Below are 14,798 nucleotides of genomic sequence, written 5' to 3'. Positions count from 1 at the left end.
AAAACGCTCGGCTGGAGAACCCCAGCCGAGCGCCTGCGTGATCTACTGACGACCACGTAAGCCATCAGGTGTTGCGAGGACCCCAAGAATCCGCCACCCAGGACCGGGGCCTTGCCGTCGCCGCTTCGGATCGGCCGGGAGGGCGTCAGCGGTAGTTCACGAACTGGAGCGCGAAGTCCAGGTCCTTGCCCTTGAGGAGGGCCTGGACGGTCTGGAGGTCGTCGCGGCTCTTGGAGCTGACGCGCAGTTCGTCGCCCTGGACCTGGGCCTTGACGCCCTTGGGGCCCTCGTCCCGGATGATCTTCGCGACCTTCTTGGCATCGTCGGTGGTGATGCCCTCCTTCACGTTCGCGAAGATCTTGTACTCCTTGCCGGACAGCTGCGGCTCGGCGGCGTCCAGGGCCTTCAGCGACAGCCCGCGCTTGACGAACTTCGTCTGCAGCACGTCGAGGATGGCCCGGACGCGCTCCTCGCCGTTGGCCTTCATCTCGATCTTCTCGCCGGAGCGGCTGATCTCGGCGCCGACGTTCTTGAAGTCGAAGCGGGTGGCGATCTCACGGGAGGTCTGGTTGATCGCGTTGTCGACCTCCTGCCACTCGACCTTCGAGACGATGTCGAAACTGGAGTCGGCCATGGGTGTTGGTCTCCTTGATGCTCTGGCTTCACTGGCACGGCACGCCGCACCGGGCGCCCCGCCGCCCCAGCCTATCCAGCGGTGCCCCGTCGCCGCCCCCGACAGCCACGCCGAAGGCCTTGATCATCGCGTGACCAATCGAGTGGCGAACCACCCCCCGGCATCGGGTATCGTTTACGGAGTCGAACGGGGCAAGGCCCCGGGAGGCACCAATCCTGGCTGGTTGCCCGAGCGGCCAAAGGGAGCAGACTGTAAATCTGTCGCGCAAGCTACGCAGGTTCGAACCCTGCACCAGCCACCGGATGGAGAACAGCCCCTGATCTGCGGAAACGCGGATCAGGGGCTGTTTTCGTTTTTCTCCGCGTTCCGCCCGGCGGGTCGATCGGGTGGCGACTTATTGCACATTGCTTGCAGTTACAGGAGGCAGGCAGCAGAGTGGGGCCACGGGGGTGGGAGTCCTTCCCGTCTTCCCAAGCGGCGACCGCCGTGACGTGGCCCGCCCACCCCCGTCCAGACCTTCCCCCGTGCGCCCGCCGCGCTCCCATCGTGCCTCCGGGCGCGGCGTCAACGACGCGTAAAAGGCGCTCCCGGCCGCGTCAGGATCGCGTAGGGGCCGGAGTCCCGCCGGGGCCGTGACCCGCAGGATCGGAGCAACTACCGACTGCGGAGGTCCCGTCGATGTCCAGCGCCATCTCCACCCCGGCCGTCGAGGCCGACCCCCAGCCCCCGGACGCCGGCGCGGGTGACGAACGGCACCGCCTCTCGGCCCTCGGCGGCCTGGCCGCCCTCTCGCTGGACGCCATGGCCTCGGTGGCGTACGGGCCGGAGTCGATCGTCCTGGTGCTCGCCGCGGCCGGGGCGTACGGGCTGGGCTTCACGCTCCCCGTCACGGTGGCGATAGCCGTCCTGCTGGCCGTGCTGGTGGCCTCCTACCGGCAGGTGATCGCGGCCTTCCCCGACGGCGGCGGGTCGTACGCGGTGGCCAAGGAGCACCTGGGCCGCCGGACCGCCCTCACGGCCGCGGCCTCGCTGGTCATCGACTACATCCTGAACGTCGCGGTCTCGGTGACGGCCGGCGTGGCCGCGCTCACCTCGGCCGTGCCGGGCCTGTACGACGACCGGGTCTGGCTCTGCCTCGGCGTGCTGGCCCTGGTGACGGCCGTCAACCTCCGCGGCATCGCCGAGTCGGCCCGCTGGTTCATGGCGCCGACCGCCGTCTTCGTCCTCTCGATCATGGCGATCATCGTGGTCGGCCTGTTCCGGGACGCCCCCGCCAGCACCGCGGCCGCCGCCGGCCACGCGTCCGTGCTGGCCGAGAACGCGACCACCGTCGGAGCACTGCTCCTGCTGAAGGCCTTCGCGGCCGGCTGCTCGGCGCTGACCGGCGTCGAGGCGGTGGCCAACGCCGTCCCCTCCTTCCGTACGCCGCGCGTCAAGCGCGCCCAGCACACCGAGGTCGCGCTGGGCGCGCTGCTCGGTGTGATGCTGATCGGACTGGCCGTGCTGATCGGCCGCTTCCACCTCCAGCCGGTCGAGGGCGTCACCGTGCTCGCCCAGCTGGCCGACGCCTCGCTCGGGCACGGCGCCGCGTTCTACGTCGTCCAGTTCTCCACCGTGGTCCTGCTCGGCCTGGCCGCCAACACCTCCTTCGGCGGCCTGCCTGTCCTGCTCCACCTGCTGGCCCGGGACAACCACCTTCCGCACGTGTTCGCGCTGCGGGCCGACCGGCAGGTGCACCGGCACGGCGTCCTCTTCCTCGCGATCGTCTCGGCGGCGCTGCTGGTCGGCTCCGGCGGTGACGTCAACAGCCTGGTGCCGCTGTTCTCCATCGGCGTCTTCGTCGGCTTCACGATCTGCCAGGTCGGCATGGTCAAGCACTGGTACCTGCACCGGCCGGCCAACTGGCGGTGGAAGGCCGCGCTGAACGGCTTCGGCGCCGTGCTCACCGGTGTCGCGACGCTCGTCGTGACCGGCACCAAGTTCACCGAGGGCGCCTGGGGCATCGTGGTGGCGCTGCCGCTGCTGGTGCTGCTCTTCGAGCTGATCCACCGCGGCTACGAGCGGATCGGCGAACGCCTGGAGCTGGGCCGGGTGCCCGGCGCGGTGGTCCGCCGGCGCAGCCTGGTCGTCGTCCCGGTGACGGCGATCACCCGGCTCACCAGGGACGGCCTGTCGGCGGCGCTGTCGCTCGGCGACGAGGTCATGGCGGTGACCGTCGTGCACGAGCGGGCCGAGGCCGAGGCGCTGCGGCGGGACTGGGAGCTGTGGGACCCGGGCGTGCCGCTGGTGGAGATCCCGGACGGCCACCGCCGGCTGGGTCAGCCGATCGCGGAGTTCGTCAACAGGCTGGGGGAGGAGCACGCGTACGACCGCCTGACGGTGCTGATCCCCGAGGTGGAGCCCGCCCACTGGTACCAGCGGGCGCTGCAGAACCGGCGGGGCGCCGTGATCGACCGCGCCCTGCGCCGGAGCACCGACGCGGTCGTGTGCCGCCTGCGCATGAGGATGTGACCGGCGCCCCCACCGCACCCAGTACGCACCTGACCTGCACATTCGGATACGAACGGTCCCGGACGGCACGCCCCGTCCGGGACCGTTCCGCGTCCTGGCACCCGTCCGCGTCAAGGTCGCGTCAACGTCCACCGTTCACCCGTATGGAGGGCGTCAGGAACCCATAACGCCCCTCTGATGGCTGGTTTGCTGCTTCAGCCGGTCTTCCGCCGGTGCCGCGATCAGCCCCCCGGCCGGTCGTGGCAGTCTCCCGAACCACGCTGGTGGAGCCCATGTCCGACCTCATCTACGTCGGTGTCACGGTCGCCGTGTTCGCCGTCATCGCCCTGATCGCGCGGGGGGTGGAGAAGCTGTGAGTGAGCGCAGCGAACGAACCATCCAGGGGCGCGTGTGGCGCGAAGCGGCTGCCGAGCGAAGCGAGGTGGACGCATGAGCGCTGAGAACCTCGCAGGTCTGATCGTGGCCGTCGCTCTCGTCGGCTACCTCGTCGTCGCGCTGATCTTCCCGGAGAAGTTCTGACATGGGATCCACTCTCGCTGGCTGGTTGCAGGCCATCGCCCTCGTCGGCGCGCTGGCCCTGTGCTACCGCCCCCTCGGCGACTACATCGCCGGGCTCCTCACCTCGGCCAAGCACCTCAGAGTCGAGCGCGGCATCTACAAGGTGATCGGCGTGGACGGCGACGCCGACCAGCGCTGGCCGGTCTACCTCCGCTCGGTGCTGGCCTTCTCGGCGGTCTCCGTCCTCTTCCTCTACGCCCTGATCCGGCTGCAGACCTTCCTCCTGCTGAACCTGGGTGTTCCGCAGATGGAGGGCCACCAGGCCTGGAACACCGCGATCTCGTTCGTCACCAACACCAACTGGCAGTCCTACAGCGGCGAGTCCGCGATGGGCCACCTGGTGCAGATGATGGGCCTCGCGGTGCAGAACTTCGTCTCCGCGGCCGTCGGCATCGCCGTCGTGGCCGCGCTGATCCGGGGCTTCACGCGCAACCGCACCGACCGCGTCGGCAACTTCTGGGTGGACCTCACCCGGATCTCGCTGCGGCTGCTGCTGCCGCTGTCGATCGTCTTCGCCCTGGTGCTGGCCGCCAGCGGCGTGATCCAGAACTTCCACGGCTTCACCGACGTGCACACCCTGTCGGGCGAGGTCCAGAAGATCCCGGGCGGCCCGGTGGCCTCCCAGGAGGTCATCAAGCTCCTGGGCACCAACGGCGGCGGCTTCTTCAACGCCAACTCGGCGCACCCGTTCGAGAACCCGACCGGTTTCTCGAACCTGGTCGAGATCTTCCTGCTCCTGGTGATCGCCTTCGCCCTGCCGCGCACCTTCGGCCGGATGGTCGGCGACAACCGCCAGGGCTACGCGATCGTCGCCGTGATGGGTCTGTTCTGGGTCGCCTCGGCCGCCCTGCTCACCTTCGCCGAGTCGCAGCACGGGGGCACCGCCCTGCAGGCCGCGGGCGCCGCGATGGAGGGCAAGGAGCAGCGCTTCGGCATCGCGGCCAGCTCGCTGTTCGCCGCTTCGACGACGCTGACGTCGACGGGTGCGGTCAACTCCTTCCACGACTCGTTCACGCCGTTCGGCGGCGGTCTGACGATCTTCAACATGATGCTGGGTGAGATCGCGCCCGGCGGTACCGGATCCGGCCTGTACGGCATGCTGGTGCTGGCCATCGTCGCGGTCTTCGTGGCCGGCCTGATGGTCGGGCGCACCCCCGAGTACCTGGGCAAGAAGCTCGGCGGCCGCGAGATGAAGTTCGCCTCGCTGTACATCCTCACCACCCCGACCATCGTGCTGGTCGGCACCGGTGTGGCGATGGCCCTGCCGGGCGAGCGGGCCGGGATGCTCAACTCGGGCGCCCACGGCTTCTCCGAGGTGCTGTACGCGTTCACCTCGGCCGCCAACAACAACGGCTCGGCCTTCGGTGGCATCACCGTCAACACCGACTGGTACGACACCGCGCTCGGTCTGGCGATGGTCTTCGGCCGCTTCCTGCCGATCGTCTTCGTCATGGCGCTGGCCGGATCGCTCGCCCAGCAGCAGCCGGTCCCGGCCACTCCGGGCACCCTGCCCACTCACAAGCCGCTGTTCGTGGGTCTGCTGTCCGGCGTGATCCTGATCGTCGTCGGCCTCACCTACTTCCCGGCCCTGGCTCTCGGGCCGATCGCGGAAGGTCTCTCCTGATGTCCACCCCTACGCTCACCCCCGCACCGGCCGACAAGGCCGAGGCCGCCGCCGGCTCGCACAGAGTGTCCAGCGGGCTGCTCGACCCGAAGCTGCTGCTCACCTCGCTGCCGGACGCGGTGAAGAAGCTCGACCCCCGGGTGATGATCAAGAACCCGGTCATGTTCGTGGTCGAGGTCGGCTCGGTCGTCACCACCGTTTCCGCGATCGCCCACCCGTCGGTCTTCGCCTGGTCGATCACCGTCTGGCTGTGGCTCACCACGATCTTCGCCAACCTGGCGGAGGCCGTCGCCGAGGGTCGCGGCAAGGCCCAGGCCGACACCCTGCGCAAGACCAAGACCGAGTCGGTCGCCCGCCGCCTGCTGGACTGGCCGAAGAGCCAGGCCGAGGAGGAGGTCCCCGGGACCGCGCTCCAGCTGGGCGACCACGTGGTGGTCGAGGCCGGGCAGATCATCCCGGGCGACGGTGACGTCGTCGAGGGTGTCGCCTCGGTCGACGAGTCGGCGATCACCGGCGAGTCCGCGCCGGTGATCCGCGAGTCCGGCGGCGACCGCAGTGCCGTCACCGGCGGTACGAAGGTGCTGTCGGACCGGATCGTGGTGAAGATCGCCTCGGAGCCCGGCAAGTCGTTCATCGACCGGATGATCGCCCTCGTCGAGGGCGCCGCCCGGCAGAAGACGCCGAACGAGATCGCGCTCAACATCCTGCTGGCCTCGCTGACCATCGTCTTCCTGGTCGCGGTCGTCACGCTCCAGCCGATGGCGACCTTCGCGGGCGCCCCGCAGTCGATGATCGTCCTGGTCGCCCTGATCGTGGCGCTCATCCCGACCACCATCGGCGCGCTGCTGTCCGCGATCGGCATCGCCGGCATGGACCGCCTGGTGCAGCGCAACGTGCTGGCGATGTCCGGCCGCGCCGTCGAGGCCGCCGGCGACGTCAACACCCTGCTGCTCGACAAGACCGGCACCATCACCCTGGGCAACCGCCAGGCCGCCGAGTTCCTGCCCGCCCCGGGCGTGGAGACCGGCGAGCTGGCCAGTGCCGCGCAGCTGTCCTCGCTCGCGGACGAGACCCCCGAGGGCCGCTCGATCGTGGTCCTGGCGAAGACCGAGTACGGCCTGCGGGCCCGCGCCCAGGGCGAGCTGACGCACGCCACCTGGGTCCCGTTCACCGCCCAGACCCGCATGTCGGGCGTGGACCTGGACGAGCCCGAGGGAGTCCACCAGGTCCGCAAGGGTGCGGCCGGCGCCGTCACCAACTGGGTTAACGAGAACGGCGGTTCGGTCGGCGGCGAGGTCGCCACCCTGGTCGACGGCATCTCCGCGGCCGGCGGCACCCCGCTGGTGGTCGCCACGAAGATCGCCGACGCTCCGGCCAAGGTCCTCGGGGTCATCCACCTCAAGGACGTGGTCAAGGAGGGCATGCGCGAGCGCTTCGACGAGCTGCGCCGGATGGGCATCAAGACCATCATGATCACGGGCGACAACCCGCTGACCGCCAAGGCGATCGCGGAGGAGGCCGGCGTGGACGACTTCCTCGCCGAGGCCACGCCCGAGGACAAGATGGCCCTGATCAAGAAGGAGCAGGAGGGCGGCAAGCTGGTCGCGATGACCGGCGACGGCACCAACGACGCCCCCGCGCTCGCCCAGGCCGACGTCGGCGTCGCGATGAACACCGGGACCATGGCGGCCAAGGAGGCCGGCAACATGGTCGACCTCGACTCCAACCCGACCAAGCTGATCGAGATCGTCGAGATCGGCAAGCAGCTGCTCATCACCCGCGGCGCGCTGACCACGTTCTCGATCTCGAACGACGTGGCCAAGTACTTCGCGATCATCCCCGCGATGTTCGCCGGCGTGTACCCGGGCCTGCGGCACCTCAACATCATGGGCCTGCACAGCCCGCAGTCCGCGATCACCTCGGCGATCATCTTCAACGCCCTGGTCATCATCGGCCTCATCCCGCTCGCCCTGCGCGGCGTCCGTTACCGTCCTTCCGACGCGAGCTCCCTGCTGAGCCGCAACATCGGGATCTACGGCATCGGCGGACTGATCGTGCCGTTCGTCGGAATCAAGCTGATCGACCTCGTCGTCCAGTTCATCCCCGGCCTCAGCTGACGCAGGGAAAGGAAAGAAGCATCATGTCCAAGCCCCTGCCGACGACCGTCCGCACCCACTTCACCGCGCTGCGGATGCTGCTGGTCCTGACGGTGATCCTCGGGATCGCGTACCCGCTGCTGGTCACCGGCATCTCGCAGGTCGCCTTCAGCGACAAGGCCAACGGCTCGATCGTGAAGTCCGACGGCAACCAGGTCGGTTCGAGCCTGCTCGGCCAGAACTACAACCTGCCGAAGAAGAACCCGGACGACCCGAAGGAGGAGCCGGTGCCGGACCCGAAGTGGTTCCAGCCCCGCCCCTCCGCGAACAACTACGCCGGCGACAACTCGGGCGCCTCCAACCTCGGCCCGAACAGCGACGACCTGCTGAAGGCCGTCAACGACCGCCGCGCCGCGGCCGCCGAGTTCGACGGCGTCGACCCGGCGAGCGTCCCGGCGGACGCGCTGGAGGCCTCCGGCTCCGGCCTCGACCCGCACATCTCGGTGGCCTACGCCAAGGAGCAGGTCAACCGGGTCGCCAGGGAGCGCAAGCTCCCGGTGGAGACGGTCGCCAAGCTGGTCGACACGTACACCGAAGGCCGTTCCCTCGGTTTCCTCGGCCAGGAGGGCGTCAACGTCGTCCTCCTCAACAAGGCGATCGCGGAACAGAAGTGACAGCCCTACCGCTGGAGCTGTGAAACGGGCCGACCCGGGCGGGGCACCAACCCCCGCCCGGGTCGGCCGCCGTACACCCCGACCCCGGTGCGGGGCCGCCCTGGCAGGCCGCCCCGCAGGACACGAAAGAGCAGCGCCCATGGCCCGCGACCTCACGCCCGGCACCGGCACCCGCAGCGGCCGGCTGCGGGTGTACCTGGGTTCCGCCCCCGGGGTCGGCAAGACCTACCGGATGCTGGACGAGGCGCGGCGCAGACAGGAGCGCGGCGCCGACGTCGTGGTCGGGTACATCGAGTGCCACGGCCGCCGGCACACCGAGGGCATGCTGGCCGGCCTGGAGGTCCTGCCGCGGGTCCACCGCTCCTACCGGGAAGCCGAGTTCGAGGAGATGGACCTCGACGGCGTGCTCGCCCGCCGCCCGTCCGTCGTCCTCGTCGACGAGCTCGCGCACACCAACATCCCCGGCGGCCGCAACGCCAAGCGCTGGCAGGACGTCGAGGACCTGCTCGCCGCCGGCATCGACGTCATCAGCACCGTCAACATCCAGCACCTGGAATCGCTGAACGACGTCGTCCAGAAGATCACCGGGATCCCGCAGCGGGAGACCGTCCCGGACGAGGTGGTCCGCCGGGCCGACCAGATCGAACTCGTCGACATGGCCCCGCAGGCGCTGCGCCGCCGCATGGCCCACGGCAACGTCTACAAGGCGGAGAAGGTGGACGCCGCGCTCTCCAACTACTTCCGGGTCGGCAACCTCACCGCCCTGCGCGAACTCGCCCTGCTGTGGGTCGCCGGGCGGGTCGACGAGGGCCTGCGCGACTACCGGGCCAACCACAACATCGACCGCGTCTGGGAGACCCGCGAACGCGTCGTGGTCGCCCTCACCGGCGGCCCCGAGGGCGAGACGATCATCCGCCGCGCCGCCCGGATCGCCGACCGCACCGCCGGGGGCGACCTCCTCGCCGTCCACGTGACCAGGAGCGACGGCCTGGCCGGCGCCTCCTCCGGCGCGCTCGCCCAGCAGCGGCAGCTGGTCGAGACCCTCGGCGGCAGCTACCACGTGGTGGTCGGCGACGACATCCCCACCGCGCTGCTGGCCTTCGCCCGCGCCCACGACGCCACCCAGCTGGTCCTCGGCACCAGCCGCCGCGGCCGGATCAGCCGCTTCCTCACCGGCCCCGGCATCGGCGAGACCACCGTGGACGCGTCCGAGGACATCGACGTCCACATGGTCACCCACGAGTTCACCCGCCGCGGCCGGCTGCCCTCGCTCGGCCGGCGCCACTCCAAGCGCCGCACCATCGCCGGCTACGCGGCCGGCTTCGTGGTGCCCTGGATCCTGACCGGGATCCTCTCCCAGGCGCACCACAGCGTGAACCTCACCACCGACGCGCTGATCTTCCAGCTCGGCGTGGTCATCGTCGCCCTGCTCGGCGGCGCCACCTCGGCGCTGCTGGCCGCCGTCATCGCCTCGGTGCTGCTCAACTACTTCTTCATCCCGCCCGTCCACACCCTGACCATCACCGAGACGAACAACATCGTCGCCCTGGTGGTCTTCGCCGCCGTCGCGCTGGCCGTCTCCACCGTCGTCGACCACGCCGGCCGGCTCACCAGCCGGGCCGCCCGCGCCACCGCCGAGGCCGAGACCCTCTCCACCCTGGCGGGCAGCGTGCTGCGCGGCGCCGACGCGCTGCCCGCGCTGCTGGAGAAGTCCCGGACGGCCTTCGGCATGGACGCCGTCGCCCTGCTCTCCCGCACCGGCGGCGAGGTGCTGGCCCACTCCGAGGCCGAACACCCGGGCGAGCAGGGCGGGGAGACCACCGAGGTGCCGGTCGGCACCGACGCCGTCCTGGTCCTCACCGGCCGCCGGCTGCCCGCCGCCGACCAGCGCGTCCTCACCGCCTTCGCCGCCCACGTCGCCGCCGCCCTGGAGCGCGACCGGCTGGCCGTCGTCGCCGCCGAGGTCGAGCCGATCAAGGCCGCCGACCGGATGCGCACCGCCCTGCTCGCCGCCGTCAGCCACGACCTGCGCACCCCGCTGGCCGCCGCGCTCGCCTCGGTCGGCTCGCTGCGCAGCCCCGACGTCGAGTTCTCGCCCGAGGACCAGGCCGAACTCCTCGCCACCGCCGACGAGTCGCTGGTCAAGCTCACCCGTCTGGTCGACAACCTGCTCGACATGAGCCGCCTCCAGGCCGGCGCCCTCACCCTGCACCTCACCGAGACCCACCTCGACGAGATCCTGCCCCGGGCGCTGGACAGCCTCCCCGACCCGTACGCGCCGGTCCAGCCGCTCGACCTCGACACCGCCCCGCCGGTGCTCGCCGACCCGCCGCTGCTGGAGCGCGTCCTCGCCAACGTGATCACCAACGCGCTGCGCCACAACGCGCCCGGCGCGCCCGTCCTGGTCACCGCCAGCCACCACGCCGACCAGGTCGAGATCCGGGTGATCGACCGCGGCCCCGGCATCGCCCCCGAGGACCGGGACCGGGTCTTCCTGCCGTTCCAGCGCCTCGGCGACACCGACAACACGACCGGCGTCGGCCTCGGCCTCGCCCTCTCGCGCGGCCTCGCCGAAGCCATGGGCGGCAGCCTGGAGGTCGAGGACACCCCCGGGGGCGGCACCACCATGCTGCTCACCCTGCCCGCGGCCGCCACTCGGGAGGAGCCTGAACATGAGTGAGCGAAGCGAACGAATCATCGAGAGGTGCGTGTTTCGCGAAGCGACCGCCGAGCGAAGCGAGGTGGCCGCATGAGTGAAATTCTGATCGTCGACGACGAACCCGCTCTACTGCGGACGTTGCGGATCAACCTCAGCGCCCGGCACTACGCCGTCCGGACGGCCGCCAGCGGCGGTGAGGCGCTCGACCGCGCCGCCCGCACCAGCCCGGACGCCGTCCTGCTCGACCTCGGCCTGCCGGACGTCGACGGCATGGACGTCCTGCGCGGCCTGCGCAGCCACAGCGCGATGCCGATCATCGTGCTGTCCGGCCGCTCCGGCGCCGCCGACAAGGTGGGCGCCCTCGACGCCGGCGCCGACGACTACCTCACCAAGCCCTTCCAGATGGAGGAGCTGCTGGCCCGGCTGCGCGCGGTGCTGCGCCGGCCCTTAGGCGGCCTCCCGCTGCTCCAGCCGGTCATCGGCGACCACACCGTGGACCTCGCCGCCACCACCGTCACCGGCCCGTCCGGCCCGGTGCGGCTCACCCCGACGGAGTGGCGCATCCTCGCCCTGCTGCTCGCCAACCCGGGCCGGCTCGTGCCCGGACGGCAGATCCTGCGCGAGGTGTGGGGGCCGGCCCAGGAGGAGCGCGGCAACTACCTGCGGGTCTACCTGGCCGGGCTGCGCCGCAAGCTGGAGCGGGACCCGGCCCGGCCGCGGCACCTGATCACCGAACCGGGCATCGGGTACCGCTACGAGCCCTGACGGGACGGCCGCGTCGTCAAAGGCCCGTCAAGCCGTCAAAGGCCCGTCAAGAGGCGCCGGTTCACCGACAGGAGGGCGTCAAGGCCGGTCGGGAGCGGTCGTCCGCGGGCGTAGCGTCAGTGCTGTCCGAGCGGGCGCCGGCTCCAATGTGGGGGAGGCAGGGGCCCGCTCCCGCCGCCGCAAGGCGGCCAGCAGGTGGGGGAGGGGCGCGCAACTGTCCATTGCGCGCCCCTACGCCTTTTCCGGCCCTGCGCCTATCGGGGGACGGGACTCAGCCCCCGCCGCTGCTCCCCGACTGCCGCGGCAGCGCCAGCGCCACGGTGTCCGCGAACTCCCGTACGGCGCTGGTCCGGCTGACCACCCGCCCGCTGTGCACCACCAGCCGGCTGTGCCCGCCCGCGAGCGCCCCGGCCAGGCTGTCCCCGCGCACCGCCAGGAGCTCCGCCGGGAACCCGGCGTCCACCCGCACCGGCGGCAGCCCGAGCGCCGCCCGGGCCCGGTTCGCCACCGCGTCGTACGCCTCGTCCGGGCCCAGTGCCCCGCTCGCCGCCAGCAGGTACGCGGCCTCCAGCGGATCCGCCCGGCCGACCGGGTTCGACTGGTCCCGCAGCGTGCCGCTGCCCGCCGACAGCTCGACCCGGGCCTCCGTCAACTCCCTGAGCAGGCCGGGACGCAGGCCCGTCGGCGGGCCTTCGAGACCGGAGCAGCCGCCGTTCTGCGGCAGGCACACCACCCGCACCCCCGCGGTGGCCAGCACCGTCGCCGCGCCGCGGGCCAGCGACCCGCACGGGCCGAGCGTCACGCGCGGCTGCAGCGGAGCCAACGCGCCGACCAGGCGGGCGAGTTGGGCCGGATCGGCGGCGGTGGTGTGGAGGTCCACCGGGCAGTCCGCCTCGCGGGCGGCCTCCAGCAGCACCTGCACGTACCCGGCCGGATCCGGGTCCAGCTCCGGGCAGCCGCCGGCCGCGGTGGCGCCCAGCTTGAGCGCGTCGCGCAGCTGCGCCCGGCCGTCCGCCCCGGCCCGGCCGGTCAGCAGCCGGGGCATCGCCACCGCCTGGAGCTCGGCCAGCCCGCGCAGCGCCTGCCGGGCGGTGAGCACCGCCTCCAGCCGGCCCAGCCCGTGCACGTCGCCGATCCGGACGTGGGTGCGCTGGGCGGTGGCGCCGTAGCCGAGCGAGGTGAGCGCGGCCTCGGTGATCCGCCGGGTGAGGTCGGCGGGCGTCTCGGGCGGCGGGGTGGGCAGTGCGGCGGAGAAGGCGACGTCGTAGTGGGCGTGCGCCTCGACGGGGGCGGGCAGCAGCAGGTAGCCCTTGAGGTCGATCTTGGCTCCGGTGGTGACGGTGGGTGTGCCCGGCATGGCGGGCAGCGGGCCGAGGCTGCCCACGGTGCCGACGGCCTGGATCCGGTCGCCGCTGATCCGGACGTCCACCACCCGCCCGTCGGCCAGCCGGGCGCCGGTGAGCAGGAGGACCGGGCCGTGCCCGAGCGGGTTGGCCGCCGGGCCGGGCCCCTGGTGCGGCCCGTCGGCGGCTGCGCTGTCCATCGCCGGCTCCTTCTCGCGCTGGGGCCCGTCGGGTGGCAGGCCGTCCCGATCAATGAGGGTCGAGCCTATGGGGCCGGGGGGCGGGGCGCCGGGAGGCGGGCATTAGTCGTATCGGGTCGGGCCGCGTGGCTCGCAGGCCGCTCGAACGCGGTGCCTTGGATCGCTCGTCCGTGCACCGCGCCCACCTGCGGTCTTCGCGGCCGGATACGGATTTCACCTCTGGGCGCGGAACGTGTAATCTCTTCCTCGTTCGCCCCTATAGCTCAGTCGGTAGAGCGTCTCCATGGTAAGGAGAAGGTCTGCGGTTCGATTCCGCATGGGGGCTCTGGTGAAAAGCAGTCAGCTTCGGCTGTGCTGCGGATCACTGTGGCGGTGTAGCTCAGTTGGTAGAGCAAGCGGCTCATAATCGCTGTGTCACCGGTTCAAGTCCGGTCACCGCTACCCCGCGTAGTCGGTCGGGAGATCGCACTCCCGGTCGGCTACTCTTGTTGTGTTCTTATTCGTTGTCCAAGGAAGGCACTCCCGTGGCTGCCACCGATGTCCGCCCGAAGATCACGCTGGCCTGCGTGGAGTGCAAGGAGCGGAACTACATCACCAAGAAGAACCGGCGTAACGACCCGGACCGTCTTGAGATGAAGAAGCACTGCCCCCGCTGCAACTCGCACACCGCGCACCGCGAGACCCGCTGACCCTCCCGTAGGGCATCGGGCCTGTGTGAATCCAGGTCTCATACTCCGGGCCGCATCCCTCACTGGGTTGCGGCCCGGAGTTTTTTTCGTACCCACCGCTTCGTATCCACCGCGTCCTCGAGGAGTTGCCGCCATGGCGCTCGATCCCTCCTTCATCGGGCGGACCTATCCGCCGACCGAGCCCTACGAGGTCGGTCGCGAGAAGATCCGTGAGTTCGCCGTCGCCGTCGGTGACCACAACCCGGCCTACACCGACCCCGAGGCGGCCAAGGCGCTCGGCCACCCCGACGTGATCGCCCCGCCGACGTTCCCCTTCCTGATCACCTACCGGGCCGCGGCCCAGGTGGTCGAGGACCCGGAGCTGGGCCTGGACTTCACCCGGGTGGTCCACGGCGACCAGAAGTTCGCCTACACCCGCCCGGTGCGGGCCGGCGACCGGCTGTCGGTCGACGTGACCATCGACAACATCAAGTCGCTGGCGGGCAACGACGTGCTCACCGTCCGCGGCGAGGTGACGGACGCGACCGGCGAGCACGTGGTGACGTCGGTCATGACCCTGGTGGCCCGGGCCGCCGACGAGGCGGGGGAGTGAGCCCGATGGCGATCAGCTACGACGAGGTCGAGGTCGGCACCGAGCTGCCGGCGCAGTCCTTCCCCGTGACGCGCGACACCCTGGTGCGCTACGCGGGCGCCTCCGGCGACTTCAACCCGATCCACTGGAACGAGAAGTTCGCGCTGGAGGTCGGCCTGCCCGACGTCATCGCCCACGGCATGTTCACCATGGCCGAGGCGATCCGGGTGGTCACCGACTGGGTCGGCGACCCGGCGGCCGTGGTCGAGTACGGCGTCCGCTTCACCCGCCCGGTGCCCGTCCCGAACGACGGCGTCGGCTCGGTGATCGAGGTCTCCGGCAAGGTCGCCAAGCTCCTCGACGACCGCAGGGTCCAGGTCGACCTCGTCGCCACCTTCGGCGGCCAGAAGGTCCTCGGCATGTCCCGGGCCGTCGTCCGCCTCGGCTAGGACCCGTACCGGGTGGAAGGGGTGC

12 protein-coding genes and 3 tRNA genes are annotated in these 14,798 nt (G+C 71.1%); 13 read left to right on the top strand and 2 right to left on the bottom strand.

Annotated elements, in window-relative coordinates; translation table 11 throughout:
• Nucleotides 1-145 precede the first annotated feature (145 nt).
• A complete protein-coding gene (locus tag ACFVSN_RS29025; RefSeq protein ID WP_380435820.1) occupies nucleotides 146-634 on the bottom strand; it encodes a YajQ family cyclic di-GMP-binding protein in 489 nt (162 codons plus the stop codon).
• A gap of 217 nt (nucleotides 635-851) precedes the next feature.
• Between ACFVSN_RS29025 and ACFVSN_RS29020 the strand changes: the two genes are divergently transcribed.
• From ACFVSN_RS29020 to ACFVSN_RS28985, 8 genes are all read left to right on the top strand, one after another.
• Nucleotides 852-932, top strand: a tRNA-Tyr gene (locus ACFVSN_RS29020).
• Between the two features lie 380 nt (nucleotides 933-1,312).
• A complete protein-coding gene (locus ACFVSN_RS29015) occupies nucleotides 1,313-3,145 on the top strand; it encodes an APC family permease (RefSeq protein WP_387956828.1) in 1,833 nt (610 codons plus the stop codon).
• 429 nt (nucleotides 3,146-3,574) lie between these two features.
• Nucleotides 3,575-3,664, top strand: coding sequence for a K(+)-transporting ATPase subunit F (gene kdpF, locus ACFVSN_RS29010; protein ID WP_037830997.1), 90 nt, complete (start codon nucleotides 3,575-3,577; stop codon nucleotides 3,662-3,664).
• 1 nt (nucleotide 3,665) lies between these two features.
• Nucleotides 3,666-5,327 carry a potassium-transporting ATPase subunit KdpA gene (kdpA, locus tag ACFVSN_RS29005; protein WP_380435828.1) on the top strand — a complete coding sequence of 554 codons (1,662 nt, stop codon included), beginning with the start codon at nucleotides 3,666-3,668 and terminating at the stop codon, nucleotides 5,325-5,327.
• Complete coding sequence (kdpB, locus tag ACFVSN_RS29000; RefSeq protein WP_387603800.1) at nucleotides 5,327-7,444, top strand: potassium-transporting ATPase subunit KdpB; 2,118 nt, start codon at nucleotides 5,327-5,329, stop codon at nucleotides 7,442-7,444. Before kdpA ends, kdpB begins: the two co-directional genes overlap by 1 nt.
• Nucleotides 7,445-7,467: 23 nt before the next feature.
• Nucleotides 7,468-8,097, top strand: coding sequence for a K(+)-transporting ATPase subunit C (kdpC, locus tag ACFVSN_RS28995; protein ID WP_387956827.1), 630 nt, complete (start codon nucleotides 7,468-7,470; stop codon nucleotides 8,095-8,097).
• Nucleotides 8,098-8,236: 139 nt separating this feature from the next.
• Nucleotides 8,237-10,777, top strand: a complete 2,541-nt coding sequence (locus ACFVSN_RS28990; protein ID WP_387956826.1) for an ATP-binding protein — start codon at nucleotides 8,237-8,239, stop codon at nucleotides 10,775-10,777.
• 69 nt (nucleotides 10,778-10,846) lie between these two features.
• Nucleotides 10,847-11,521 (top strand): response regulator, encoded by a 675-nt coding sequence (locus tag ACFVSN_RS28985; RefSeq protein ID WP_380435836.1) that lies wholly within the window; start codon nucleotides 10,847-10,849, stop codon nucleotides 11,519-11,521.
• Nucleotides 11,522-11,792: 271 nt separating this feature from the next.
• Here ACFVSN_RS28985 and ACFVSN_RS28980 read toward each other — a convergent pair whose 3' ends face one another.
• A complete protein-coding gene (locus ACFVSN_RS28980) occupies nucleotides 11,793-13,064 on the bottom strand; it encodes a hydrolase (protein ID WP_380435838.1) in 1,272 nt (423 codons plus the stop codon).
• 252 nt (nucleotides 13,065-13,316) lie between these two features.
• On the opposite strand from ACFVSN_RS28980, the gene ACFVSN_RS28975 reads away from it, so the two are divergent.
• The 5 genes from ACFVSN_RS28975 (at nucleotide 13,317) to ACFVSN_RS28955 (ending at nucleotide 14,773) form a co-directional block, all read left to right on the top strand.
• Nucleotides 13,317-13,389 (top strand) — tRNA-Thr (locus ACFVSN_RS28975).
• A gap of 43 nt (nucleotides 13,390-13,432) precedes the next feature.
• Nucleotides 13,433-13,505: transfer RNA gene (locus tag ACFVSN_RS28970), tRNA-Met, on the top strand.
• Between the two features lie 83 nt (nucleotides 13,506-13,588).
• On the top strand, nucleotides 13,589-13,753 hold the full coding sequence (rpmG, locus tag ACFVSN_RS28965) for a 50S ribosomal protein L33 (protein ID WP_006604855.1): 165 nt from the start codon (nucleotides 13,589-13,591) through the stop codon (nucleotides 13,751-13,753).
• A gap of 133 nt (nucleotides 13,754-13,886) precedes the next feature.
• Nucleotides 13,887-14,345, top strand: a complete 459-nt coding sequence (locus tag ACFVSN_RS28960) for a MaoC family dehydratase N-terminal domain-containing protein (protein ID WP_359962150.1) — start codon at nucleotides 13,887-13,889, stop codon at nucleotides 14,343-14,345.
• Between the two features lie 5 nt (nucleotides 14,346-14,350).
• Nucleotides 14,351-14,773: a MaoC family dehydratase gene (locus ACFVSN_RS28955; protein ID WP_380435840.1), complete on the top strand. Its 423-nt coding sequence runs from the start codon at nucleotides 14,351-14,353 to the stop codon at nucleotides 14,771-14,773.
• Nucleotides 14,774-14,798: the final 25 nt, after the last annotated feature.

The sequence above is a fragment of the Kitasatospora sp. NPDC057904 genome (genome assembly GCF_042887925.1).
Lineage (GTDB): Bacteria > Actinomycetota > Actinomycetes > Streptomycetales > Streptomycetaceae > Kitasatospora.
This window is presented reverse-complemented; position numbering and strand designations above follow the sequence as displayed.